We start from the raw sequence: 21,683 nt of genomic DNA, 5'->3' as shown, positions 1-21,683 counted from the left end.
CGTGGGCTTCGTCCAGCTCAGCGACGCCTACCCGTGGGACGCGCTCGCCCCCTACGTCGAGCGGGCCCGACGGCACCCCGGCGGGGTCGTGGACCTGTCGATCGGCACGCCCGTCGACCCGACCCCGCAGGTGGTCCAGGACGCGCTCCGGGCCGCCGCAGACGCCCCCGGATATCCGACAGCGCACGGCACCCCCGCGCTGCGGGCGGCGGTCGTGGACTGGTTCGCACGATGCCGCGGCGTGAACGGTCTGGACCCGGACGGGGTGCTGCCCACGATCGGTTCGAAGGAGTTCGTGGCCGCGCTGCCGTCGCTGCTGGGGCTCGGCCCCGGGGACAAGGTCGTGGTGCCGAGCGCCGCCTATCCCACGTATGACGTGGGCGCCCGCCTGGCCGGGGCGGAGGTGCTGGTCGCCGACGACGTCGCCGCCTGGGCCGGTGACCCCGCCGTCCGGCTGGTCTGGGTGAACTCACCCAGCAACCCGACCGGGCAGGTCCTCGGCGCCGAGCGACTGCGCGGCGTGGTCCGCGCAGCCCGGGAGGTCGGGGCGGTGGTCGCGTCCGACGAGTGCTACGCACAGCTCCCGTGGGTCGCGCCGTGGACGGACGACGGCGTCCCGTGCCTTCTGCAGGAATCGGTCGCCTCGGGCGATCACACCGGTCTCCTGGTCGTCTACTCGCTGTCGAAGCAGTCCAACCTGGCCGGCTACCGCGCCGCGTTCGCGGCCGGCGACCCGAGCCTGATCGCCTCGATCCTGCTGCTGCGCCGGCACATGGGCATGATGATCCCGGCGCCGGTCCAGGCCGCCATGACGGCCGCCCTCGGCGACGACGCCCACGTGGCCGCCCAACGGGCGACATACGGCGCTCGCCGGGAGCTGTTGGTGAGCGCCCTGACCACGGCGGGCTACGCCGTCGACCACTCCGAGGCGGGCCTGTATCTGTGGATCCGGCCCGTCGCCGGTGGTGGTGACTGCTGGAGCACCCTCGGCGACCTGGCCGACCACGGCATCCTGGCCGGGCCCGGGGCGTTCTACGGCGAGGCCGCCACCGGTCACGTGCGGATCGCGTTGACCGCGCCCGACGAACGGATCCGGGCGGCCGCGCAGCGCCTGTCCAGCATGCGGTAGCCCACGGCCGGGCAGCGGCAGCCGTTTGGGAAACACCCGGATCGGCGAGTACGTTGGAGACGGAAGATCTTTCGCCCGGGCACCGCTTGCCCGTCGGCAACCAGAATCAAGGAAGGGACATGATGTCCGACGCCACACTGAGCCCCGCGACGTTCCGGGTCGATGACCATGAACTCGAGTTCGCGCGGGTGCCGGCGGTCGAGGGGAACGACGGCGTCGTCATCTCGAACCTGCTGAAGGAGACGGGTCTGGTGACCCTGGACTCCGGCTTCATGAACACCGCGAGCTGCGAGTCGAAGATCACCTACATCGACGGCGACGAGGGCATCCTGCGCTACCGCGGGTACCCGATCGAGCAGCTCGCCGCCCAGTCCTCCTTCCTCGAGGTGGCCTACCTGCTGATCCACGGCGACCTGCCCGGCGCGCAGGAGCTGAGCGCGTTCACGGAGCGGGTCGAGCGGCACACCCACCTGCACGACAACTTCAAGAACCTGATCGGCGCGTTCCCGACCGACGCGCATCCGATGGCCGTGCTGTCCTCCGCGGTGTCGGCGCTGCCCGGCTACTACCCGGAGAGCGTCGACCCGTTCGACGAGCACGCCGTGGAACTCGCCACGGTGCTGCTGCTCGCGAAGCTGCCGACCATCGCGGCCTACGCCTTCCGGCAGTCCCGCGGCCAGGAGATGATCGGCCCGGACCCGGCGCTCGGGTACGTGCCCGACTTCCTGCGGATGAGCTTCTCCACCAACGGTGAGCCGTACGAGACCGACGACGCCCTCGTGCAGGCCCTGAACCTGCTGCTGATCCTGCACGCCGACCACGAGCAGAACTGCTCCACCTCGACGGTGCGGATCGTCGGTTCGGCCCACGCGAACCTGTACGCCAGTGTCTCCGCCGGCATCGGTGCGCTCTCCGGCCCGCTGCACGGCGGGGCGAACGAGGCCGTGCTCGCGATGCTCGGTGAGATCCAGTCCAGCAGCGACGACGTGGACACGTTCATGGACCGGGTCAAGAACAAGGAGAAGGGCGTTCGCCTGATGGGCTTCGGCCACCGGGTGTACAAGAACTACGACCCGCGCGCCGCCATCGTGAAGAAGGTCGCGGACAAGGTGCTCGCCCGGCTCGGCAAGAGCGACGAACTCCTCGACATCGCCAAGCGGTTGGAGGAGATCGCCCTCTCGGACGAGTACTTCATCCAGCGCAAGCTCTACCCCAACGTGGACTTCTACACCGGGCTGATCTACAAGGCGATGGGCTTCCCCACCAACATGTTCACCCCGCTGTTCGCGGTGGGCCGTGCCCCGGGCTGGATCGCCCAGTGGCGCGAGATGATGGAGGACCCGACCACCAAGATCGGCCGCCCCCGGCAGGTCTACACCGGCAGCCCATCGCGCGACTACGTCGGCATCGACGAGCGCTGACGCCCCGCTCCGATGGGAGAACCCCGGCACGCCAGTGCCGGGGTTCTCTCAGTTCACCGGGAGGGCCAGCGCGATCCGCTGCTCGTCCCACGGCAGCACCCGCAGCTCGACGATCCGCCCGACCTGGACGGCCTCGATCGCCGTCGGCGGCACGAACGACGTCTTCGTGGCCGGGTACCGGCTCCCGTCCGGGCGGGTGACGAGTAGCTGCACCTCGACCTCGGAGTGGTCCTCGCGGACCTGTCCGGTGGGATGCAGCCCGGTGACCACGCCGGTCGTCACCGCGCCACGCGCGGCCACCTCGAGTGCGGCCGGGTCCGTCAGACCGTGGCGGACCATGACGGCGTTGAAGGCCGCCTGGATCTCCTCGGGGTCGGCGTCGACTGCGAACTCCACCCGGCTCAGGTCCTGCGGCCGGTACCGGACCGGACAATGGGCACCGACGGTGAGCCGGCCCAGCTCGTGATGGGCGAACAGGGTGGTGGTCGCGGCACGGAACCGCTGGCCCTGCGGTGTCTCGACGTCCAGCACCAGGTCCAGCTGCGGCATGTCGTTGACCGTCCAGCCCGTGTGCTCGGCGTCCACGAGGGTGCCGATCGCCACGGGTGCGTCGGAGAAGTCCCGGGAGGCCCGGCCCCGAGCCGTGCCGAGCTGGGCGCCCACGCCACCGTGACCGGTCAGGGACAGGACCGTCCCGGCGATGACGACCACCGTGATGACCACGCCGATGGACTCGTTCAGCCAGGCGTCGACGCCGCCGCCGGCGTTCAGGGCGACGGCGGCGTACCAGCCGACGGCCAGGACGATGGCCAGGATCGCGATCACACGCAGGATCCGCATGGGGGTGCTCCTTGTCGGACGGACGAACGTTCGGACGGACGGGTGGGCGGTCAGACGGCCAGGCCGACGGAGACCCGCCGCTCGTCCTCCGGCAGCACGAACGCGGCGACACGGGCGCCGACCCGCAGGTGCGGCAGCGCGTTCCGGGGCACGTACAGCTCCTGGCTCGCGGGGTACTGGGATCCGTCCGGCCGGGTCACCACCAGGGCGAGCCGCAGCTGGGTGTGGGCGTCGCGGACCTGACCGGTGGGTGTGGCCGCGGTCAGCACCGCGTGGGTGCGGACCCCACGGCTGGAGACGTCGAGCTGCTCCGGGGTGGTCAGGCCCCTGGCGACCAGGTGATCGGCGAGCGCGGCCCTCGCCGCGGCGGGGGAGTCGGTCACCAGCGAGACGGACTTCGTGCGACCGGGTCGGTGGCGGACCGGGACCAGGGTGCCCGGCCGGTACCGGCCGAGCTCGTGCTCGGGGACCAGTTGCGTGGCCCGGGACCGGAACCGGGTGCCTTCCGGGGTCTCGACGTCCAGCTCGAAGCGCCGCTGCGGGACGTCGTTGACACTCATCCCGGTGCGGCTGACCGAGACGACCCGACCGACGGCGATGCCCGAGTCGCGCGTGTCGCTGCCGTCCTTCAGGATCCAGCGCGTGATCGGCCCGCGCAGCAGGGTCCCGACCAGTGCCACCAGCACCGGGATCACGAGCCAGAGGTAGCGACGGGCACGGCGCGCGGAGGAGGGCAGGGTGTCCACGAGTTGATCGCCCCACACGGTCATCGCGACGACGGCGCCGAGCACGAGTACCACCGTCGCGCCGGTCAGGACGAGGACCTTCTTCAGCATGGGGTTCATGGCCCCGATGGTGGCGGCCGGCCCGGGGCTACCGGTCCCAGGTCGGCCCCGGCGGGCGTGGGCTCAGCGCACCCGGACGGTGCCGGCCGGGTCGTCGGCGCCCACGGCGCCCTCGGGCAGCGGCGCCCACGCGGCCCGTGCGCCCTCCGACCGGACCCAGCGCTGCCCGGCCACAACCACCTCGCTGACGCCCGTCTCGTGGGCGGTCGCGACCGCCCACTGGGCCACCGCCCAGGCGAGCCGGTCCCGGGAGTCCGCTCCGCCGTCGGGCACCAGAGCCTCGACGCCGAGCAGCTGGTCGGCCTCCGCGGCGACCATCGACACGCTCGGCAGGTCCCGGGCCAGCCGGGTGGACAACATCGCGGGCAGGGCCGCGGTCGTGGCCGGGTCCGGCTCAGCGAGGCGGCACACCACGGAGGCCGGTGAGTGCCCGGTCAGCGCGGACGCGAACAGCCGCGCGAGCTGCTCGTGCTGGGCGTACGCGTCCGGGAAGCCCGAGCGCTGCACCTCCTGTGCGGCGACCGTGACCTCCAGGCGCTCGTAGTCCGGCACCCGGACCAGGGCGTCGTAGAACGCGTTCGTGGCGTGGACGGGGTCAGTGACCTGTTCGACGGTGCCCCAGCCCTGCGAGGGGCGCTGCTGGAACAGGCCGAGGGAGTCCCGGTCGCCGTAGTCGAGGTTCGCGAGCCGGGACTCCTGCATGGCGGTGGCCAGCCCGATCGTGACAGCGCGGGCCGGCAGGCCACGTTCGGTGGCGATCGCCGAGATCAGGGCCGCGTAGGCGGCCTGCTCCGGGTCCAGCGCGACCGACGTCGAACCGTCCGTGGCGAGGCACCGCTGCACCAGCGGTGGGCTCGGCAGCCGTACGAGGCTCTGCACCACGTTCACGGCCGCGATGGTGAGCCCGAGGGTGACCAGCAGCACGAGCGCGATCCGCCAGGGGCGTCGCCGACGACGTTGGGCCACCGCCGGACCTACTGGGCGTGCAGCGCCGCGTTGAGCGAGATCCCCGAGCCCGAGCGCTCGAAGGCCTCCACCGCGCCGGTCGTGGAGTTGCGCCGGAACAGCAGGTTCGAGGTGCCGGAGAGCGCCCGGGCGCTGACCACCCGTCGGCCGGTCTCACCGGCGGCGGCATCGTCACCGACCAGCGTCACCTTCGTGCCCGCGGTGACGTACAGGCCCGCCTCGATGATGCAGTCGTCGCCGAGGGAGATCCCGAGGCCGGCGTTCGCACCGAGCAGGCACCGAGCGCCGATCGAAACCCGCACCGACCCCCCGCCGGACAGGGTGCCCATGATGGAGGCACCGCCGCCGATGTCCGTGCCCTCGCCGACGACGACGCCCTGGGAGATGCGGCCCTCGACCATGGAGGCGCCGAGGGTGCCCGCATTGAAGTTCACGAAGCCCTCGTGCATCACGGTGGTGCCCTCGGCCAGGTGGGCGCCCAGCCGGACCCGGTCCGCGTCCGCGATCCGCACGCCGGCGGGCAGCACGTAGTCGGTCATCCGGGGAAACTTGTCCACGCCGAAGACCTGGATGTGGCGTCCCTTCCCAGCGGCCCGCAAGCGGAGCCGGGTCTGCTCGAAATCGTCGACCGCGCAGGGGCCGGCCGAGGTCCAGACGACATTCGGCAGCACCCCGAAGATGCCGTCGAGGTTGATCGTGTTCGGCTCCACGAGCCGGTGGGAGAGCAGGTGCAGGCGCAGGTAGGCGTCGGCGGTGTCCGACGGCGGAACGTCCAGATCGGTGGTCACGTGGCGGATCACCTGGCGGGTGCCGCGGTCGGGGTCGGTCACGGCGAGGGCCGCAAGGTTGGCCGGCACGCCGTAGGGGCCCGCGCTCTGCGCGGGTGTCTGGCCGAGGCCGGGCGCGGGGTACCAGACGTCGAGCACCTGGCCGCTGCCGGTCAGAGTGGCCAGTCCGATTCCCCAGGCGGTGCGTGCGCTCATGAGGGTCAGCCTACGCGGGCGGGCCACTCGGGGATGCGGGTCTCTCAGTGAGCGGAATCGAGGTGCGCCCGCAGCGCGGAGACGCCGACCCACCGGCCCCCGGCCGCGCTCACCCGCTCGCGAAGGCCACGGTCGGACGTGGCGACCGTGACGGCCGGTCCAGCGACTGCCGAGGTCGGGGCCGTTGGGGCCCGGGCCGGGGTGGCCGGGGCCCGGGCCGCGACGACCTGCCGCACGATCTCGTCGTCACCGGAGCCGGCCGCGTCCACGATGCGCACCCGCGGCAGCACCGGGCCGGGCTGACCGGCACCCGAGACGGCGTGGTCATCGGGCCCGATCGTGATCCCGCGGGCCGCGCCCTCCACCACCATCACGACCTCGGGCCACCAGTGGTCCGCGGGCAGCCCGAGCAGGCCGGCGGGCACCCCGCGCGCGGCGAGGGCGGCCAGTTCGCCGGCCAGCCGGGACGCCGCGCCGGCCCGGTCCCGCCACCAGCCGTCCGGGCGGGAACCGACCACGTTGGCCGCGTCCACGACCAGCACCGGGCGCACCCGCAGCAGGGTGGCCAGACTCGGCCAGGCCTCCGCGAAGGCCGGCAGCAGGGGGCGGTTCACGACCTCGTCCACGTCGACCCAGGCGACCTCGGCGCTCTCGGCGTCGGTCGGGGCCGGATCCACGTGGCGGACGGTCCTGCCGAGCACGGTCGTGTAGGACCAGTCCGGGTGGCGCAGCACCGAGGTCGCCAGCGGGGCGACGGCGGCCGGGGGGATCCCGGCCTCCTCCTCGGCCTCGCGCAGGGCACCGGTCAGGGAGTCCTCGTCGGGGTCCAGGGCGCCACCAGGAACGCCCCAGGTGCCACCGTGGTGGGACCAGGCCGCGCGGAACTGCAGAACGACGCGGGTGGGCGCAACGTCCGTGGGGCCGCCGTCGGCGAGCAGCAGCCCGGCTGCACCGGCCGTGCCCCAGTGGCGCTGGCCGCAACCGCACTGGACCCAGGCGTCGGCGGGTCCGTGGGCGCGTCGGCCGTCGGGGTTCAGCGCGTGGGTCACCCGATCAGCCTAGGGCGAGCGCCGAAGGCCGCCGGGTCGTCTCAGGGCTCGGGCACCTTGCGGTCAGTCGCCGTCCTCCAGCGTGTCGATCTGGCAGATCACGGTGCCCGACCCGACGGTCTGGCCGACCGCGGCGCTGAGCCCGTGGACCCGACCGGACCGGTGCGCGACCAGCGGCTGCTCCATCTTCATGGCTTCGAGGACCACCACGAGGTCACCCTCGTTGATGATCTCGCCGTCGGCCACGGCGACCTTCACGATCGTGCCCTGCATCGGGCTCGCCAGCGCGTTCCCACCACCGCCGGCGCCGACGGAACGGTTCGTGGCCCGGCGGGGCGGGCGCTTCGGGGTACGGGCACGTCCTGTCGCGCCGAGGCTCAGGCCGGCCGGGAGGACCACCTCGAGCCGCTTCCCGCCCACCTCGACGACCACCCGCTCGGTGGCCGACTCGGCCGGCGCCGCGGTGGTGGGGGCCGGGGCGGGTGCAGCACGGCCGCCGTCGTGCGGCGGGGCGAGGCGCTCGGCGAACTCGCTCTCGATCCAGGTGGTGTGGACGCGGAAGTCGTCGACCGTGGCCGCGGTGAAGTCGGCGTCCGCGAGCACCGCCCGGAAGAACGGCAGCACCGTGGGGATACCGGTGACCTCGGTCTCGGCGACCGCCCGGCGCGCCCGCTGCAGGGCCTCGGTCCGGGTCGCACCGGTGACGATGACCTTCGCGAGCATGGAGTCGAAGGCCCCGGAGATGACGTCCCCGCCGACCACGCCGGAGTCGACCCGCACGCCCGGGCCGCTCGGCCAGCGCAGCGAGTTGATGGTGCCGGGGGAGGGCAGGAAGTTGCCGAACGGGTCCTCCCCGTTGATGCGGAACTCGAACGAGTGGCCCCGGGTGCTCACCTCGGTGTAGCCGAGCGGCTCACCGGCCGCGATCCGGAACTGCTCACGGACGAGGTCGATCCCGGCGACCTCCTCCGTGACGCAGTGCTCGACCTGCAGCCGGGTGTTCACCTCGAGGAACGAGATGGTGCCGTCGGTGCCGATGAGGAACTCGCAGGTGCCGGCGCCGCGGTAGCCCGCCTCGCGCAGGATGCTGATGGAGGCCTGCCGCAGCTCGGCGTCCTGTTCCGGGGTGAGGAACGGCGCCGGGGCCTCCTCGACCAGTTTCTGGTGCCGGCGCTGCAGGGTGCAGTCGCGGGTCGAGACCACCACGACGGTGCCGTGGTCGTCGGCGAGGCACTGGGTCTCCACGTGCCGGGGCCGGTCCAGGAAGCGTTCGACGAAGCACTCGCCGCGTCCGAACGCCGCGGTGGCCTCCCGGACCGCGGACTCGAACTGTTCGTCGATCTCCTCGACCGTGCGGGCGACCTTCAGGCCGCGCCCGCCGCCACCGAAGGCGGCCTTGATCGCGACCGGGAGCCCGTGCTCGGCGGCGAAGGCGTGCACCTCGCTCGCGTCCGAGACCGGGTCGGGTGTGCCGGCCACCAGCGGCGCCCCGGCGCGCTGGGCGATGTGCCGGGCGCTGACCTTGTCCCCCAGGGCGTCGATCGCGGCCGGTGGCGGGCCGATCCAGGTCAGGCCCGCGGCGATCACGGCGCGGGCGAAGTCGGGGTTCTCGGAGAGGAACCCGTACCCGGGATGGATCGCGTCCGCGCCGGCTCGGCGGGCCACGTCGAGGAGCTTGGCGGAGTCGAGGTAGGTCTCGGCGGCCCGCACGCCGTGCAGGGCGAAGGCCTCGTCGGTGAGCAGGACGTGCTGGGCGTCGCGGTCGGAGTCGGCGTAGACGCCGACCGAGGCGATACCGGCGTCCCGGCACGCACGGGCCACGCGGACCGCGATCTCGCCGCGGTTGGCGATGAGCACCTTGCGCAGCGGGTGATTCTGGGTGGTGGTCGCCGCGCTCGTCGACATGCACTCTCCTCGATCGGTCGGCGCGCCGTCGCCGCGCCTCTGGTCAAGCCGGTCGGCGCCCTTGGGCACGTCGGCGTCGGTTCACGCTAGCCCTGCCGCGGCGATGTGCCCAATCGCGACTCCCGGGCAGGCGGAAGTCTGTTCTTCGGCGCAACGCACTTCCGGCTGACTTGTGGGGTGTCTACAAACGGTGCCGTAGGTTGAGGCGCGGCTCGCGGATGTCGTAGTGCAACAGGTACAAAATCGGGTCGGGTGCGTCTCATTGACCGACTACGACCAGAAGTCCGTCCAGTTCAGACCCAGTTCGCCGAGCATCGTGCGCAGCAGCGGCAGGCTGATCCCGACCACGCCGTGGTGGTCGCCCTCGATGCCGGTGATGAAGGCTCCGCCGAGACCGTCGATCGTGAACGCCCCGGCGACGGCGAGGGGCTCGCCGGTACGTACGTACGCCTCGATCTCGGCGTCGGTGAGGTCGGCGAAGTGGACCGTGGTGCTCGAGACCCTCCCGACGCTGCGCCCGTCGGCACCGATCAGCCAGTGGCCCGTGTGGAGCACCCCGGTCCGGCCGCGCATCAGCCGCCAGCGGCCGGTCGCGCGCTCGACCGTGCCGGGCTTGCCCAGAGCGCGTCCGTCGAGTTCGAGCAGCGAGTCGCAGCCAAGGATGACGTCCGGCCGGTCGGCGGAAGTGGCTGCGCCCGGCGCCTGCGCGATGTGCTCGGCCTTCGCTCGGGCCAGCATCAGGACCGCCTCCGCCACGGTGGAGGCGGGGCGGTCCGACGGTCGGGATCGGGCGTGCTCGCGCAGGACCGCGTCCTCGTCGAGGTCGGCGACCCGGATCAGGGGCTCCAGCCCGGCGGCGCGCAGGGTGGCGGCTCGGGCCGGCGAGGCGGAGGCAAGAAGCAGCGTGCGCATCCGGCGAGCGTATCCGCCCGGCGCGCGGCCGCCGTCGACCGTGTTCTCGTCAGTCCCGCTCGGGCAGACCGAGCTGTCGGGCGGTGGCCGCCGCGAGCGTGTCGAGGTGCTCGGCGTGCCGGGTGATGCTGCGGACGTAGTGCCCGAACAGCTCGAACGAGATGGCGCCGAACAGTTCGCTCCAGGCATTCACCACCCGCACCGGGTCGGCCGGGTCGAGACCGGCCGGCACGGGCACGCCCAGGGCGTCGATCGTGCGCAAGAGACTCTCGGCGTCCTCGCGCAGGCCCGGGGTCGGCGCCGGGTCGCTGAGGTCCACGCGGTCGGTGAGCAGGTCCCGACGGGCCGCGTGGAAGAAGATCTCCGTGAGACGGACCACCACACGGGTGGCCGGCTCGACCGTCTCCGGGGGCGCGTCGTACCCGATCACCGGGGTGCCGTAGAGCAGGGCGTACTCGTGAGGGTTGGCCACGGCCCAGTCTCGGGTGCTGTGCCAGACCTGGTGCCACCGGGTGGTGACGCGGTCCGGCGGGAGCGCGTCGTCGGCTGCGGTGACGGCCGTGCCGAGACGCGTGTAGCCCTCCAGGATCAGCCCCGTGAGGATGTGGTCCCGGCTCGAGAAGTAGCGGTACACGGCCGACGGGGAGATGCCGACCTCGCGCGTGACCGACCGAAGCGAGAGCCCGGCGGCGCCGACCTCGCCGAGCTGGCGCCGGGCCACGGTGAGAACGTCGTCGATCATCGCGGCGCGGGCACGCTCACGCGGGGTCCGGGATGCGGGCTGTGTGGGCCGTGTGGGCGGATCCGGCGGGTCGGACGGGGCGGGCTGCATGGGGCGTGCGGTGCCTTCGGTCGAAAAGTGTGAACAGTGTTCTTGACGGATCACTCTACTCGGGTGAACACTGTTCGCAATAGAGAACACTGTTCACAACATGGAGGAATCATGGCACGGATCGTTGTCCTCGGAGCCGGACCCATCGGCGCGACCACGGCGAGCAGGTACGCCGCGCGCGGTGACCGGGTCACGGTGGTGACCCGGTCGGGGAGCGGGCCGCACCGGCCCGGGATCGACCGGGTCGCGCTGGACGTGGCGGCCGGCGGTCTCGGCGAGGTGGCGGCCGGCGCCTCGGTGATCGTCAACGCCGTCAACCTGCCCTATCGGCAGTGGCAGGCGGGCTGGCCGCCGATCCACCGGGAGGTGATGGGCGCGGCCGAGTCGAGCGGAGCCGTGCTCGCGCTCGTCGGCAACTTCTACGTGTACCCGGCGGGGTCGAGCCCGATGAGCGCCCGGACCCCGATCGACCCGCCCACCCGCAAGGGCGCGATCCGGGCCCGGATCTGGGCCGACCTGGTCGCCGCGCATCGGGCGGGACGGATCCGGACGCTGGAACTGCGTGGCTCCGACTACGTCGGCGCACAGGTGGTCTCCACCGACGGCGCCCACGCGGGCCCGCGTCTGGTGGACCCGGTGCTCCGGGGCAGGCGTGCCGCTGTCGTCGGAGATCCGGATGCCGCGCACACCTGGACTGCCGTCGACGACATCGCCCGCACCATCCTCACCCTCGCCGAGGACGAGCGGGCCTGGGGCAGGGCCTGGCACGTGCCGAGCGCCCCGGCCCGGTCGATCCGTCAGGTCGCCGAGGACGTCGCGGCGGCGGGCGGTCTGCCGAGGGCCAGAGTGTCACGGATCCCGAGGCCGGTCCTGCGGCTGCTCGGGCTGGCGCAGCCGCAACTCGGGGAGATCATCGAGATGCTCTACCAGTTCGATGCTCCCTTCGTCGCCACGCATGAGGAGACCACCGAAGTCTTCGGTGTGACGTTCACTGCGTGGGAGGAGACGGTGGCTGCGATCGTCGCGGCCGCGCGGGCGCGGATCACGGGTGGTCGTGCAAGGACGGCCGTCGGTGCGACACAGTCACCGTGACGGCTCGTCGGCGCGGGCTCGTCGGAGGAAGCCCGTTGCCGCCGTCCCAGCGGTTCGGGGCAGGCTGAGCGGAGGTGGGCGTCGTGGTCGAACCCGCGGTCCGGGGTGTGGCCGAACTTGTGCACCGGCTCGGCGGTGGCGCTCTCGTCCTGGGACTTGCTCTGGCCGGCTGCAGCACCGAGACGTCGGCTCCGGCCCCGCTCGACTCGCCCTACTCCTCGTCCGCTCCCGGCGAGTCCTTGATCGAGACCTCCAGGACCTCGGCCGCTGCGCCGGCGCAGTTCCGCGATCGCGAGCCCCTGCCCGACTGCGGTGACGTGGTCTTCCAGCAGGGGGAGCCGGAGTGGCCCGCCGACGTTGTGACCTGCCTCAACACGGCCGGTGGCGCGGACGGTCCGGGTGCCGAGACTGCGGTCCAGCGGCCGACCGTCGAGGGAGACCCGATCATCACCTACTACCGCGTGGGAGCCGGTATCGACGGCATCGAGATCTACACCGACGCGACCCAGGACCTGCTCGGGTCCCGGACCTGGGAGTACCGCACCTGCACCGACAGCGCCGAGTTCGACGGGGCCGGACCGCTCTGCGAACGAGGCTGACGCAGCCGAGGTCACCGCACCAGCGACGACCTCGCCCGGCCGATGCCCACGCCGTCCGGGAGTGCCCCTGTCGCCGTGCCCCGACCCAGCGGCTACGGAGCGAGCGCGGCCGAGAACCGCAGCAGCACCACCGAGTTGTCGGGGCTGTGCCACACCACCACCGGCGCGTACAGGGCCGGCGGCTGGACACCACCGGCGCGGGGCACCACACCGCCAGGGATCGCGACGACGTGCTCGACGCCGCCGGCGTCCGGGTAGGTGACCGATCCGGAGATCGAGAAGTGCTGATCGTTCGGGTGCTTCAGGGTCAGGTCGCTGACCCTGCCGATCATGTACCGCGGGTCCTGCACCAGGCGGGGCCAGCCCGCCAGCCAGGCCGCCCGCTGTGTGGCCACGGTGCGCTCGGCGTTGCGGTACCGCAGGGCCACGACGGCGGCGAGGCCACCCAGGACCACCACGAGCCAACCGGTGTTGTCCCGCAGGAGCAGCAGGATCGCACCGAACGCGAGCAGGGTGACGGCGAGGGTCGTCAGCGCCAGTGAACCGGGGCGGACCAGGACGCCACGCGACCTGAGCAGGAAGGCGATCGTCAGACCCACGACGCCGACCGCCCCGATCAGCAGCAGGAGTCCCGCCGGACCGTCGCTGAAGACGGGGTTCAGCCCGCCGATCAGGCCACCGGTGGCGAGGCCCCCGGACACGCCGAGTGCCAGGCCCGCCCGCAGTCTGGCCGCCAGTGAGGGACCGGGACCTGTGTCCTGCAGGTCCGCAGCCGTCGGCGGCACGTCGAAACCCTCCGCCGTCGGGTAGTACACCGCGATCACGACCGGTTCCGGCCCGGCCGGGGTCACACCGCCGTCGGGCGTGAGGTCCGACCCGTGGTCGGAACGGGTCACACCAACGCCTCGCGCAGGGTGTCCAGGCCGACGGAGCCGACGTCCAGGGCGCGCCGGTGGAACGCCTTGAGGTCGAAGTCCGCGCCCTCGCGCTCCGCGGTCTCGTCCCGGATCTGTTCCCAGAGCCGCTGTCCGACCTTGTACGCGGGCGCCTGTCCGGGCCAGCCAAGGTACCGGTTCAGCTCGAACCGCAGGAACCCCTCGGCCATGTTCGCGTTGGCCTGGAGGAACGGCCAGGCCTTCTCGGCGTCCCAGATGCCGCCGCCCCACTCGTCCGGGCAGGGCTTGCCGAGGTGCACGCCGAGGTCGATCACCACGCGGGCTGCGCGCAGCCGCTGTCCGTCCAGCATGCCCAGCCGGTCGCCCGGGTCGTCGAGGAAGCCGAGGTCGGCCATCAGCCGCTCGGCGTAGAGGGCCCAGCCCTCGCCGTGACCGCTGACCCAGCAGGCCATCCGACGCCAGCGGTTCAGCAGGGCGGAGCGGTACACGGTCTGGCCGACCTGGAGGTGGTGACCCGGCACGCCCTCGTGGTAGACGGTGGTCTTCTCGACCCAGGTGTCGAACTCGGTCACGCCCTCCGGGACCGACCACCACATCCGTCCGGGCCGGGAGAAGTCCTCGCTGGGGCCGGTGTAGTAGATGCCACCCGACTGGGTCGGAGCGATGCGGCACTCCAGCCGCCGGACCGGTTCGGGGATGTCGAACTGGGTGTCCGCCAGCGCGGCGAGTGCGGCGTCGGACGTGGTCTGCATCCATTCGCGCAGCGCTTCCGTGCCGTGGAGCTTGCGGGCGGGGTCGGCGCTCAGGGTGGCCATCGCGTCCCGCACGGCCGTGCCCGGCCCGCCGATCCGGGCGGCCACCTGCTCCTGCTCGGCGACGATCCGGGCGAGCTCCTCCAGGCCCCACTCGTAGGTCTCGTCGAGGTCGATCGCGGCGCCGAGGAAGCGGCGCGAGAACCGCGCATAGCGCTCCCGCCCCACGGCGTCGTCCGCCGGGGCCTGTCCGGCCAGGTCCCGCAGGGCGGAGGCGAGCGTGCCGTACGCCGCTCGTGCCTGGGCGGCACCGTCGGCGAGGTGGCCGGCGAGGGCGGACGGCGGCGCCTCGTCGTCCGGCCGCGCACCCGTCGCGAAGGTGGTCCAGAACGAGGCGTCCCCGGCGAGGTCGTCCGCCTCCTTCACGCACTCGGTGACCTGCCGGACGGCGGCCACCAAGCCCCGCGACGCGGCCAGCCGGAGCGAGGAGATGTAGCCGTCCACGGCAGCCGGGACGGCGTGCATCCGCTCCGCGATGGTCTCCCAGTCCGCGGCCGTGTCGGTGGGCATGAGGTCGAACACCTCGCGGATGCCCTGCACCGGCGAGGCGATCACGTTGAGGTCGGCGAGGTTCTCGTCCGCCTCCGAGAGTTCGAGGAGCAGCCCCTGGCGCTCCCGCATCGCGGCCTGCGTGATCCGGTCCACATCGTCGACGGGCTCGACGTCCGCCAGATCCGCGAGCACCTTCCGGGCAGCGGCGGCATGGGCCTGCTCGCCGGCCGGGGAGAAGTCGTCGAGCCGGTGATCATGGCCGGTGATGCCCATCCCGGTCGCGGCGATCGGGCTGAGCTCGGCGAGGATGTCGACGAAGGCATCCGCGATCGCGTCGGTCGGCGTGGGGGTGCGGGGGCTGGGGGCATCGGTCATGAGGCCCCACGCTACCCGGACTCGCACGGGGAGGCCGGGGCCGCGTCGCCGGCGTCGACCGCGTCACGCTGAGCCTCACGGTGGTGCCGGCCCGGTCGGGGGGACTTCTCCCCATGGGCCGTGTTTGGAGGCCGCCCGTGCGGTCATGCATCCTCGTACGGTGGAGTCACAATCCCAGATGCTCGAAGCGGTCCGCGCCCGGATCCGGGCCCAGCTCGAAGCCGCGCAGGCGAAGGCCACGGCGCTCACCGGTGAGGATCTGCCGGACCGCGGCATCGGGGAGTCGGACGACGGCATCGTCCAGGCGACCGTGGACCGGCAGGGACTGCTCGTCGACGCCCAGTTCGGACCGCAGATCATCGACCTCACTCCGGAGGAACTGCGCGAGGGCCTGCTGGCCGCACTCGCCGCCGCGCGGCGCGACCTCACCGGTGGCGCGACGCCGCGACGACCCGACCCGAGCATGTTGTCGGACACCTCCACGATCGACGCCCTGGACGACATCATCAACGGGAGGCTCTGAGCATGGGATTCGACCTCGAGGTCGACACGGACGCGGTGCGGGCGCACGCGAACGACGTCGCCGGGATCGCGGCACGGATCGGGGAGGCTCGGTCGGCGGCCGGGACCGCGACGCAGATGTCGGCCCACGCCTTCGGGATCCTGTGCAGTTTCCTGACGCCGCCGGCGAACGCGGTGCAGGCCATCGGGCAGGCCGGGATCGCCGGGTCGCAGGGCGTGGTGGGAGGGCTCGGTACCACCCTCACCGCCATCGCGAACAACTACGACACCGTCGATCAGTACACGGCGGGCCGGCTCACGAAGTTCATCGAGTCGCTGTGAGCGAGCTGGTAGCACCGGTCACGGTCGACCGGCCCGAACTGGGCGAGTGGTACCAGAGCCTGAAGATCGTCGGGCCGATCGACAGCACCGTCGAGTCCGTGCAGAACGGGAACTGGGCGGGGGCCCTGTTCGGGCTCGCGGGGTCCGTCACGGACCTCGCCGCCGCGGTGGTCGACCCGATCGCGACCCTCGCCTCGAGCGTCGCCGGGTTCCTGCTGGACCACATGCCGCCGCTGCCGGAGTTCCTGGACATCCTGGCCGGCGACCCGGCCGAGGTCACAGCGATCTCGGACACCTGGTCGAACATCTCCAGCCACCTGACCACCGTCGCCGCCGACTTCGATGCCGCCGTCCAGGCCGCGCTCGAGCCATGGATCGGCGCCACGGCGGACACCTACCGCCAGGTTGCGAACATCACCAGCGGCACGATCTCGTCGATGGCGGGCGTCGCGACCGGGCTCAGTGTCGGGTTCGCGGTCGCGAGCGGCATCGTCGCAGCGGTCCGTGCGATCGTCCGTGACCTGATCGCGGATCTGGTCGGCAAGCTCATCTCGTGGGTGGTCGAGTGCCTCGCCACGGTCGGGATCGGCCTGGCCTGGATCGGGGCGCAGGCTGCGACCACGATCGCGAAGTGGAGCACCAGGGCAGCGGACTGGATCGAGAAGGTCACGGCGGCGATCGAGAAGTTCGCCACCCTGGTCCAGAGCCTCGACGGGACCCTGACCGAACTGGTGCCGTCGCTGAAGAAGCTGGAGACGGTCCTGAACTCCGGTGGTCCACAGCTCGGCGACATCATCCCGGGCATCGCGGGACTGGGTAATGCCGGCTACGGCGGCGTACAGGAGGCGACGGACTGATGTCCTGGCAAGCGGGTTACGAGGAGTCGGTGCGACAGCTCCGGGCGCTGACCGCCCTGGCCACCGACCGGGCCGGCGCCATGCGCAGCGCCAACGACCGGCTCGGTGGGGTCCGGATCGAGTCGTGGTCGCCGCAGCGGGACGTCAAGGTCGTGATCGACTCGACCGGGCTGATCCAGGACGTCGAGTTCACCGAGGCCGCCACCCGGTCCTCGCCGCTGGCGCTGAACCTGAGCCTGATGCGAGCGCACGACGACGCGCTGCGCCGGCTGGCGGCGCAGGTCGAGGAGATCGCCGCGGACGAGCTCGGCGACTCGCCCGAACTCCGGGAGCAGTTGCAGGGCACCTACCGGAACGGGCTGCCGGCGCGGATCTTCGACGCACCTCCCGAATGAGCGGGTCGACGCCGTCGGGTCGCCCGCAGCACGACCGGCGCCGACGCGGCCTGCCGGTCGTGGTCGGCGCCATCCTGGCGCCGCTGCTGGTCCTGTTCCTGCTGGCGGCCACGGGCGCACTCTCGCGGCTCGGGCAGCCCTGGACCACCGTCCTCGTCGTGGTGCTGCTCCTGGTCGCGTTCGGTGCCGGGGCCACTTTGTACACCCGCCTCGCCGAGTCCCGGGCGCTCGCCGACGAGCAGGCGTACGACGGCGAATGGGCGGTCTGGGCGGAGGCGAACGGTTGGCACCTGGTGCCTCAGGAGACGGTCGATCCGGCGCTCGTGCCGCTCGCCCTGCCGCGCCGGCATCGGCTCGTCGGGCCACGACGGGCGATGGCCGGCCACGTCGAGGGTCGGGACGCGCGCGTCGAGTCCTGGCGCAGCGAGGAACCGCTGCATCGGGTGAACGCCTACGGCGAGGCCCGCCGTGAGCTCGTGGCGCTGGCCGCCCGAGCGCCGTTGCCGGTGTTCGCGGCCGGGGTAGACGCCGATCGCGGGTTCGACCGCTGGGAGCCGTTCCCGGGCATCGTGGACGCCCGCGCGATGACCCTGCAGCCGGGGTCGGGGCTGCCCGCGAAGGTGACCCTGATGGCCCCGGCTGCCGACCTCCCGCTCGTGGCACCCGTGGTCGCGCGCCTGCTCGGGGCGCTCGTCGGTCACCTGGATGCGCCGCTCACGGTGGCCTCCGACGGTGCCCGGGTCGTGATCTCCGCGCCGGACGGCACCGGCGCCCAGGACCGGGTGCGGCGGATCGGTCTCGCGCGGGACGTGCTCGCGGCGTTCGGGGCCTGAACCGGCCCGGGGCGGCGAGTGGCGCCGTCGGGCAGGGCGCTCGGGCAGGGTGCTCGGGCTGCCCGGGTGCGTCAGGACCCGTGCGCGCTCCACCGCCATGCGGCCCGGCCGGGGCGGGCGGGCAGGCCGAGCCGGTGACCGGGATCGCGCCATGCGGAGGTCTGCGTGCCGTCGTCGATGTCGTCCGGGGTGCCGGCGCGGGCGGCCAGGATCCCGGCCACCAGGGCGGCCAACTCGACATCGTCGGGCTCGCCGCGCATGACCCTCACCACGTCGTCGGGCACCTCGCCGACGGCCGCGTAGGAGCCGTTCCCGTTGGTCGTGCTCACAGCGGGATGTTCCCGTGCTTCTTGGCGGGCAGCGACGCCCGTTTCGTCCGCAGCGCCCGCAGCCCGCGCACGATCTGGGTTCGGGTCTCGGACGGTGCGATGACCGCGTCGACATAGCCGCGCTGGGCGGCGTCCCACGGGTTCACGATCGCCTCCTCGTACTCGGCGACCAGCCGGGCCCGCTCGGCCTCGACGTCCCCGCCGTCGTCGGCCACCTTCTTGAGGGCCCCGCGCTGGAGGATGTTCACCGCACCACTGGCGCCCATGACGGCGATCTGCGCCGTCGGCCAGGCCAGGTTGATGTCCGCGCCCAGTTGCTTGGAGCCCATCACGATGTACGCACCGCCGTAGGCCTTGCGCGTGATCACCGTGATCAGCGGCACGGTGGCCTCGGCGTAGGCGAAGATGAGCTTGGCGCCGCGACGGATGATGCCGTTCCACTCCTGGTCGGTCCCGGGCAGGAAACCGGGCACGTCCACGAACGTGAGCACCGGGATGTTGAATGCGTCGCAGGTGCGCACGAACCGGGCCGCCTTCTCGGCGGCGTTGATGTCCAGCGTGCCGGCCATGGTCTGCGGCTGGTTCGCGACGATCCCGACGGGGTGGCCCTCGACGTGCCCGAAGCCGACGATCACGTTGCGCGCGTACAGGGCCTGGACCTCGAGGAACTCCTCGTCGTCGAGGACGTGCTCGACGACGGTGCGCATGTCGTAGGGCTGGTTGTCGGAGTCCGGGATCAGCGTGTCCAACTCGATGTCGGCGTCGCCGACCTCGAGGTCGGCCTCGACCGGGTAGGTCTCCGGGTCGGTGAGGTTGTTCGTGGGCAGGTAGTGCAGAAGCGCCTTCACGTAGTCGTAGGCGTCGTCCTCGTCCGCGGCGAGGTAGTGGGCCACCCCGGAGCGCTCGTTGTGGGTGTGTGCGCCGCCGAGCTCCTCGAACCCGACGTCCTCGCCGGTGACCGCGCGGATCACGTCCGGCCCGGTGATGAACATGTTCGAGGTCTGGTCCGCCATCACGATGAAGTCGGTGAGCGCGGGGGAGTAGACCGCACCACCGGCGCTCGGGCCGAGGATCAGCGAGATCTGTGGGATCACCCCGGACGCGGCCACGTTGCGGCGGAAGATCTCGGCGAACTGGGTCAGCGCCGCGACACCCTCCTGGATCCGGGCGCCGCCGCCGTCCGAGATCCCGATCAGCGGCACCCCGGTGCGCAGGGCGAGGTCCATCACCTTCGTGATCTTCTGGCCGTGCACCTCGCCGAGGGAACCGCCGAACACGGAGAAGTCCTGGGAGTAGAGGCACACCTGCCGGCCGTCGATGGTGCCGTACCCGACCACGACGCCGTCGCCGGGGATCTTCTTCTTGTCGAGTCCGAAGTTGCTGGAGCGGTGGGTCGCGAACGCGTCGAGTTCGACGAAGCTGCCCTCGTCCAACAGGCTCTCGATCCGCTCCCGCGCCGAGCGCTTGCCCCGGGCGGCCTGCTTCTGCGACGCGAGGGCCGCCAGTGCCTGCGGACCCTGCTCGTGCCGGGCGTCGAGGTCGGCGATCTTGCCGGCGGTGGTGGTCAGCTCGGGGGCGTCGGAAGAAGTCACATCAGGCACTGTAGTTGTCACTGTTCGCCAACGCGGTTCGGGGAGCCGACGTGTCGGATGCCGGATCGGTTGTGGGTTTCCTACAAGCGGGGGTGAGCGCCAAGGGGTCAGCCAGGCTCCGGTTCCTCGGGGGCGCCCTGCGTGGCGCCCTCGTTCGTGAAGAACGAGAGCTGGCCGTTGGATTCGAGGACCGCCAGCCGGATCTCGGCGAACGAGGTGATGCCCTGACCACGTGCGGCCGCCATGAAGTCGTCGAGGCTGAGCCGTTCGCGGCGCATTTGCGGCATGGCCGGCTCGCCGTCGGCGAACACCACTACCGGCACGCCGTGCGTGACCCGCGCCGCCTTGCGCCACCGGGCGTTCACCCAGGAGATCGCGATGGTCAGGATCGCGAACGTGCCCACGGCGAGCACCGCGGCGGTCACCGAGTAGTCCTGCTGGGTGACGGCCTGTTGCACGAGGTCGCCCATCGTGATGAACACGATCAGCTGGAACGAGCTCAGTTCGCCGAGGGTCGAGCGGCCCACCACCCGGGTGATGAACCACAGGAAGACGAAGATGACGGCGGCCCGGATCACGATGTCCACTTCGAAGGGCTCCTTCTGCTGCGTCGGGAGGGGGTCAGGGGAACAGGACGGTGCGGATCGGCACCTCGGCGATCCGGGCGTCGTCCACCACGAGCGCCACCGCACCGCTGCGGCCGAGGTTCGCGTTCGGCTGGATGTAGGCGTCGTAGTCCAGCACGAACGTGCTGCCCGACGGCGCATCGAAGGTCAGGTAGAGCCACTCACCGTCGCGCGTGGTCTCGCTGGGTTCGGGGTGAAAGCCCTGGGTCTCGTAGATCTCGAGGTAGGCGGCCGTCACGGCGATGGTGATCTCGGGACCGAAGCCCTCCGGGTTGGTCACCCGCACCTGCCACGGCACGTCCTGCCCAGGCCGCGCGGTCGTCGCGGCGGTCACCGTGAGCGTGTAGCCCTGCGCCGGCGCCGACTCGGTCGTCACCCGGTTGCCGAGGAACCCGCCGAGTGCGGCCAGCAGCACCAGCGCCAGGGCAACCGTCCCGATCCGGCGGGCCAACACCGATCGCGGGCCGTCGCCCAGCGGGCGGACATCCTCGAGGGTTGAGCGTTCGCTCATGGATCGGGTTTAGCACTACCGCGCCGACCGCGCGCGTCCGGTCGGTCCATGGCTGCCTCAGCCGCTCGGTCAGAGCACGGCCGGTCGGGCCCGCAGGGAGTTCGCCGAGCGAAGCGCGAGGCCGTGCCGGTACTCGAGGATCGCGGCGGACGTCCCGGCCGTCCAGGCCCCGGTGGCCGCGATGCGAAGCCTGCGCTCTGCGATCCGGATCGTGTGTGCCGCCCTCCGGTGATTGATGAGGAGCCAGCGGCGCCGGGCCAGCTCGGCCACCGTGGGGTGGTCGAGGTCCCCGGTGCGGACTGCGCGGAAGCAGTCCCGCATCGATCGGTGGTGGTACCAGGCGGCGGCCGGCATCCGGTCATATCGTGGCCGGGACATCCGGTGTGAGGGCACGTGGTCCGGCGGCACCACGTCCAGGTGGGCCGGGAAACGGCGGCCGCCGTTGTCCCTGACCTCCTGGGTCGGGACCGGCTCGACCTCCCGTCCCGTCTCGTCGACGACCGCCAGCCGGAGCCCTGCCTCCGCGAGCACCTGAGCGAACCGTCCCAC

General features: G+C 72.2%; 24 protein-coding genes. 9 read left to right on the top strand and 15 right to left on the bottom strand.

Annotation, left to right across the window (positions count from 1 at the left end):
• The first annotated feature begins 1 nt into the window (after nucleotide 1).
• Both dapC and EXU48_RS10435 read left to right on the top strand, forming a co-directional pair.
• A complete protein-coding gene (gene dapC / locus EXU48_RS10440) occupies nucleotides 2–1,129 on the top strand; it encodes a succinyldiaminopimelate transaminase (RefSeq protein WP_133107613.1) in 1,128 nt (375 codons plus the stop codon).
• A gap of 122 nt (nucleotides 1,130–1,251) precedes the next feature.
• Nucleotides 1,252–2,550, top strand: a complete 1,299-nt coding sequence (locus tag EXU48_RS10435; RefSeq protein ID WP_133107612.1) for a citrate synthase — start codon at nucleotides 1,252–1,254, stop codon at nucleotides 2,548–2,550.
• Between the two features lie 48 nt (nucleotides 2,551–2,598).
• Here EXU48_RS10435 and EXU48_RS10430 read toward each other — a convergent pair whose 3' ends face one another.
• The 8 genes from EXU48_RS10430 to EXU48_RS10395 form a co-directional block, all read right to left on the bottom strand.
• Nucleotides 2,599–3,390 carry a hypothetical protein gene (locus EXU48_RS10430; protein ID WP_133107611.1) on the bottom strand — a complete coding sequence of 264 codons (792 nt, stop codon included), beginning with the start codon at nucleotides 3,388–3,390 and terminating at the stop codon, nucleotides 2,599–2,601.
• A 50-nt stretch (nucleotides 3,391–3,440) separates the two neighbouring features.
• Nucleotides 3,441–4,235 (bottom strand): hypothetical protein, encoded by a 795-nt coding sequence (locus tag EXU48_RS10425; RefSeq protein ID WP_133107610.1) that lies wholly within the window; start codon nucleotides 4,233–4,235, stop codon nucleotides 3,441–3,443.
• 63 nt (nucleotides 4,236–4,298) lie between these two features.
• Nucleotides 4,299–5,201: a hypothetical protein gene (locus EXU48_RS10420; RefSeq protein WP_133107609.1), complete on the bottom strand. Its 903-nt coding sequence runs from the start codon at nucleotides 5,199–5,201 to the stop codon at nucleotides 4,299–4,301.
• An 8-nt stretch (nucleotides 5,202–5,209) separates the two neighbouring features.
• The gene (gene dapD / locus EXU48_RS10415) at nucleotides 5,210–6,184 is read right to left on the bottom strand and encodes a 2,3,4,5-tetrahydropyridine-2,6-dicarboxylate N-succinyltransferase (RefSeq protein WP_133107608.1); all 975 of its coding nucleotides are present in this window, start codon (nucleotides 6,182–6,184) and stop codon (nucleotides 5,210–5,212) included.
• 44 nt (nucleotides 6,185–6,228) lie between these two features.
• Nucleotides 6,229–7,233 (bottom strand): NUDIX domain-containing protein, encoded by a 1,005-nt coding sequence (locus EXU48_RS10410; RefSeq protein WP_133107607.1) that lies wholly within the window; start codon nucleotides 7,231–7,233, stop codon nucleotides 6,229–6,231.
• A 63-nt stretch (nucleotides 7,234–7,296) separates the two neighbouring features.
• Nucleotides 7,297–9,138 carry an acetyl/propionyl/methylcrotonyl-CoA carboxylase subunit alpha gene (locus EXU48_RS10405; protein ID WP_235856959.1) on the bottom strand — a complete coding sequence of 614 codons (1,842 nt, stop codon included), beginning with the start codon at nucleotides 9,136–9,138 and terminating at the stop codon, nucleotides 7,297–7,299.
• 270 nt (nucleotides 9,139–9,408) lie between these two features.
• Nucleotides 9,409–10,050 (bottom strand): Maf family protein, encoded by a 642-nt coding sequence (locus tag EXU48_RS10400; protein WP_133107606.1) that lies wholly within the window; start codon nucleotides 10,048–10,050, stop codon nucleotides 9,409–9,411.
• A gap of 49 nt (nucleotides 10,051–10,099) precedes the next feature.
• Nucleotides 10,100–10,792 (bottom strand): TetR/AcrR family transcriptional regulator, encoded by a 693-nt coding sequence (locus tag EXU48_RS10395; RefSeq protein ID WP_165962761.1) that lies wholly within the window; start codon nucleotides 10,790–10,792, stop codon nucleotides 10,100–10,102.
• 201 nt (nucleotides 10,793–10,993) lie between these two features.
• On the opposite strand from EXU48_RS10395, the gene EXU48_RS10390 reads away from it, so the two are divergent.
• Nucleotides 10,994–11,974 carry an NAD-dependent epimerase/dehydratase family protein gene (locus tag EXU48_RS10390; RefSeq protein WP_133107604.1) on the top strand — a complete coding sequence of 327 codons (981 nt, stop codon included), beginning with the start codon at nucleotides 10,994–10,996 and terminating at the stop codon, nucleotides 11,972–11,974.
• Between the two features lie 83 nt (nucleotides 11,975–12,057).
• Nucleotides 12,058–12,573: a hypothetical protein gene (locus tag EXU48_RS10385; RefSeq protein WP_133107603.1), complete on the top strand. Its 516-nt coding sequence runs from the start codon at nucleotides 12,058–12,060 to the stop codon at nucleotides 12,571–12,573.
• A gap of 92 nt (nucleotides 12,574–12,665) precedes the next feature.
• Here EXU48_RS10385 and EXU48_RS10380 read toward each other — a convergent pair whose 3' ends face one another.
• Nucleotides 12,666–13,469, bottom strand: coding sequence for a hypothetical protein (locus EXU48_RS10380; RefSeq protein WP_133107602.1), 804 nt, complete (start codon nucleotides 13,467–13,469; stop codon nucleotides 12,666–12,668).
• Nucleotides 13,466–15,148 (bottom strand): DUF885 domain-containing protein, encoded by a 1,683-nt coding sequence (locus EXU48_RS10375; RefSeq protein ID WP_133107601.1) that lies wholly within the window; start codon nucleotides 15,146–15,148, stop codon nucleotides 13,466–13,468. Before EXU48_RS10375 ends, EXU48_RS10380 begins: the two co-directional genes overlap by 4 nt.
• 160 nt (nucleotides 15,149–15,308) lie before the next feature.
• On the opposite strand from EXU48_RS10375, the gene EXU48_RS10370 reads away from it, so the two are divergent.
• From EXU48_RS10370 to EXU48_RS10350, 5 genes are read left to right on the top strand one after another with little or no spacing between them, the layout of a single operon-like run.
• Complete coding sequence (locus tag EXU48_RS10370) at nucleotides 15,309–15,671, top strand: hypothetical protein (RefSeq protein ID WP_133107600.1); 363 nt, start codon at nucleotides 15,309–15,311, stop codon at nucleotides 15,669–15,671.
• Nucleotides 15,672–15,673: 2 nt separating this feature from the next.
• Entirely contained in the window at nucleotides 15,674–15,991 is a 318-nt protein-coding gene (locus EXU48_RS10365) for a type VII secretion target (RefSeq protein WP_133107599.1), read from the top strand.
• On the top strand, nucleotides 15,988–16,848 hold the full coding sequence (locus EXU48_RS10360; RefSeq protein ID WP_133107598.1) for a WXG100 family type VII secretion target: 861 nt from the start codon (nucleotides 15,988–15,990) through the stop codon (nucleotides 16,846–16,848). The genes EXU48_RS10365 and EXU48_RS10360 overlap by 4 nt, the downstream gene beginning before the upstream one ends.
• A complete protein-coding gene (locus EXU48_RS10355; protein WP_133107597.1) occupies nucleotides 16,848–17,243 on the top strand; it encodes a hypothetical protein in 396 nt (131 codons plus the stop codon). The genes EXU48_RS10360 and EXU48_RS10355 overlap by 1 nt, the downstream gene beginning before the upstream one ends.
• On the top strand, nucleotides 17,240–18,076 hold the full coding sequence (locus tag EXU48_RS10350; protein ID WP_133107596.1) for a hypothetical protein: 837 nt from the start codon (nucleotides 17,240–17,242) through the stop codon (nucleotides 18,074–18,076). The genes EXU48_RS10355 and EXU48_RS10350 overlap by 4 nt, the downstream gene beginning before the upstream one ends.
• A 71-nt stretch (nucleotides 18,077–18,147) precedes the next feature.
• Here EXU48_RS10350 and EXU48_RS10345 read toward each other — a convergent pair whose 3' ends face one another.
• The 5 genes from EXU48_RS10345 to EXU48_RS10325 form a co-directional block, all read right to left on the bottom strand.
• Nucleotides 18,148–18,405 carry an acyl-CoA carboxylase subunit epsilon gene (locus EXU48_RS10345; RefSeq protein ID WP_235856958.1) on the bottom strand — a complete coding sequence of 86 codons (258 nt, stop codon included), beginning with the start codon at nucleotides 18,403–18,405 and terminating at the stop codon, nucleotides 18,148–18,150.
• A complete protein-coding gene (locus EXU48_RS10340) occupies nucleotides 18,402–19,997 on the bottom strand; it encodes an acyl-CoA carboxylase subunit beta (RefSeq protein WP_133107595.1) in 1,596 nt (531 codons plus the stop codon). The genes EXU48_RS10345 and EXU48_RS10340 overlap by 4 nt, the downstream gene beginning before the upstream one ends.
• A gap of 107 nt (nucleotides 19,998–20,104) precedes the next feature.
• Nucleotides 20,105–20,584, bottom strand: coding sequence for a DUF421 domain-containing protein (locus EXU48_RS10335; protein ID WP_133107594.1), 480 nt, complete (start codon nucleotides 20,582–20,584; stop codon nucleotides 20,105–20,107).
• A gap of 34 nt (nucleotides 20,585–20,618) precedes the next feature.
• Nucleotides 20,619–21,134 (bottom strand): hypothetical protein, encoded by a 516-nt coding sequence (locus EXU48_RS10330; RefSeq protein WP_133107593.1) that lies wholly within the window; start codon nucleotides 21,132–21,134, stop codon nucleotides 20,619–20,621.
• 69 nt (nucleotides 21,135–21,203) lie between these two features.
• The coding region (locus EXU48_RS10325) for a hypothetical protein (RefSeq protein ID WP_207947691.1) at nucleotides 21,204–21,683 on the bottom strand (480 nt) is incomplete at its 5' end.

It is taken from the genome of Occultella glacieicola, assembly GCF_004353825.1.
Taxonomy (GTDB): domain Bacteria; phylum Actinomycetota; class Actinomycetes; order Actinomycetales; family Beutenbergiaceae; genus Occultella; species Occultella glacieicola.
The sequence above is the reverse complement of the archived record's forward strand: the minus strand, read 5'-3'. Positions and strand labels throughout refer to the sequence as shown.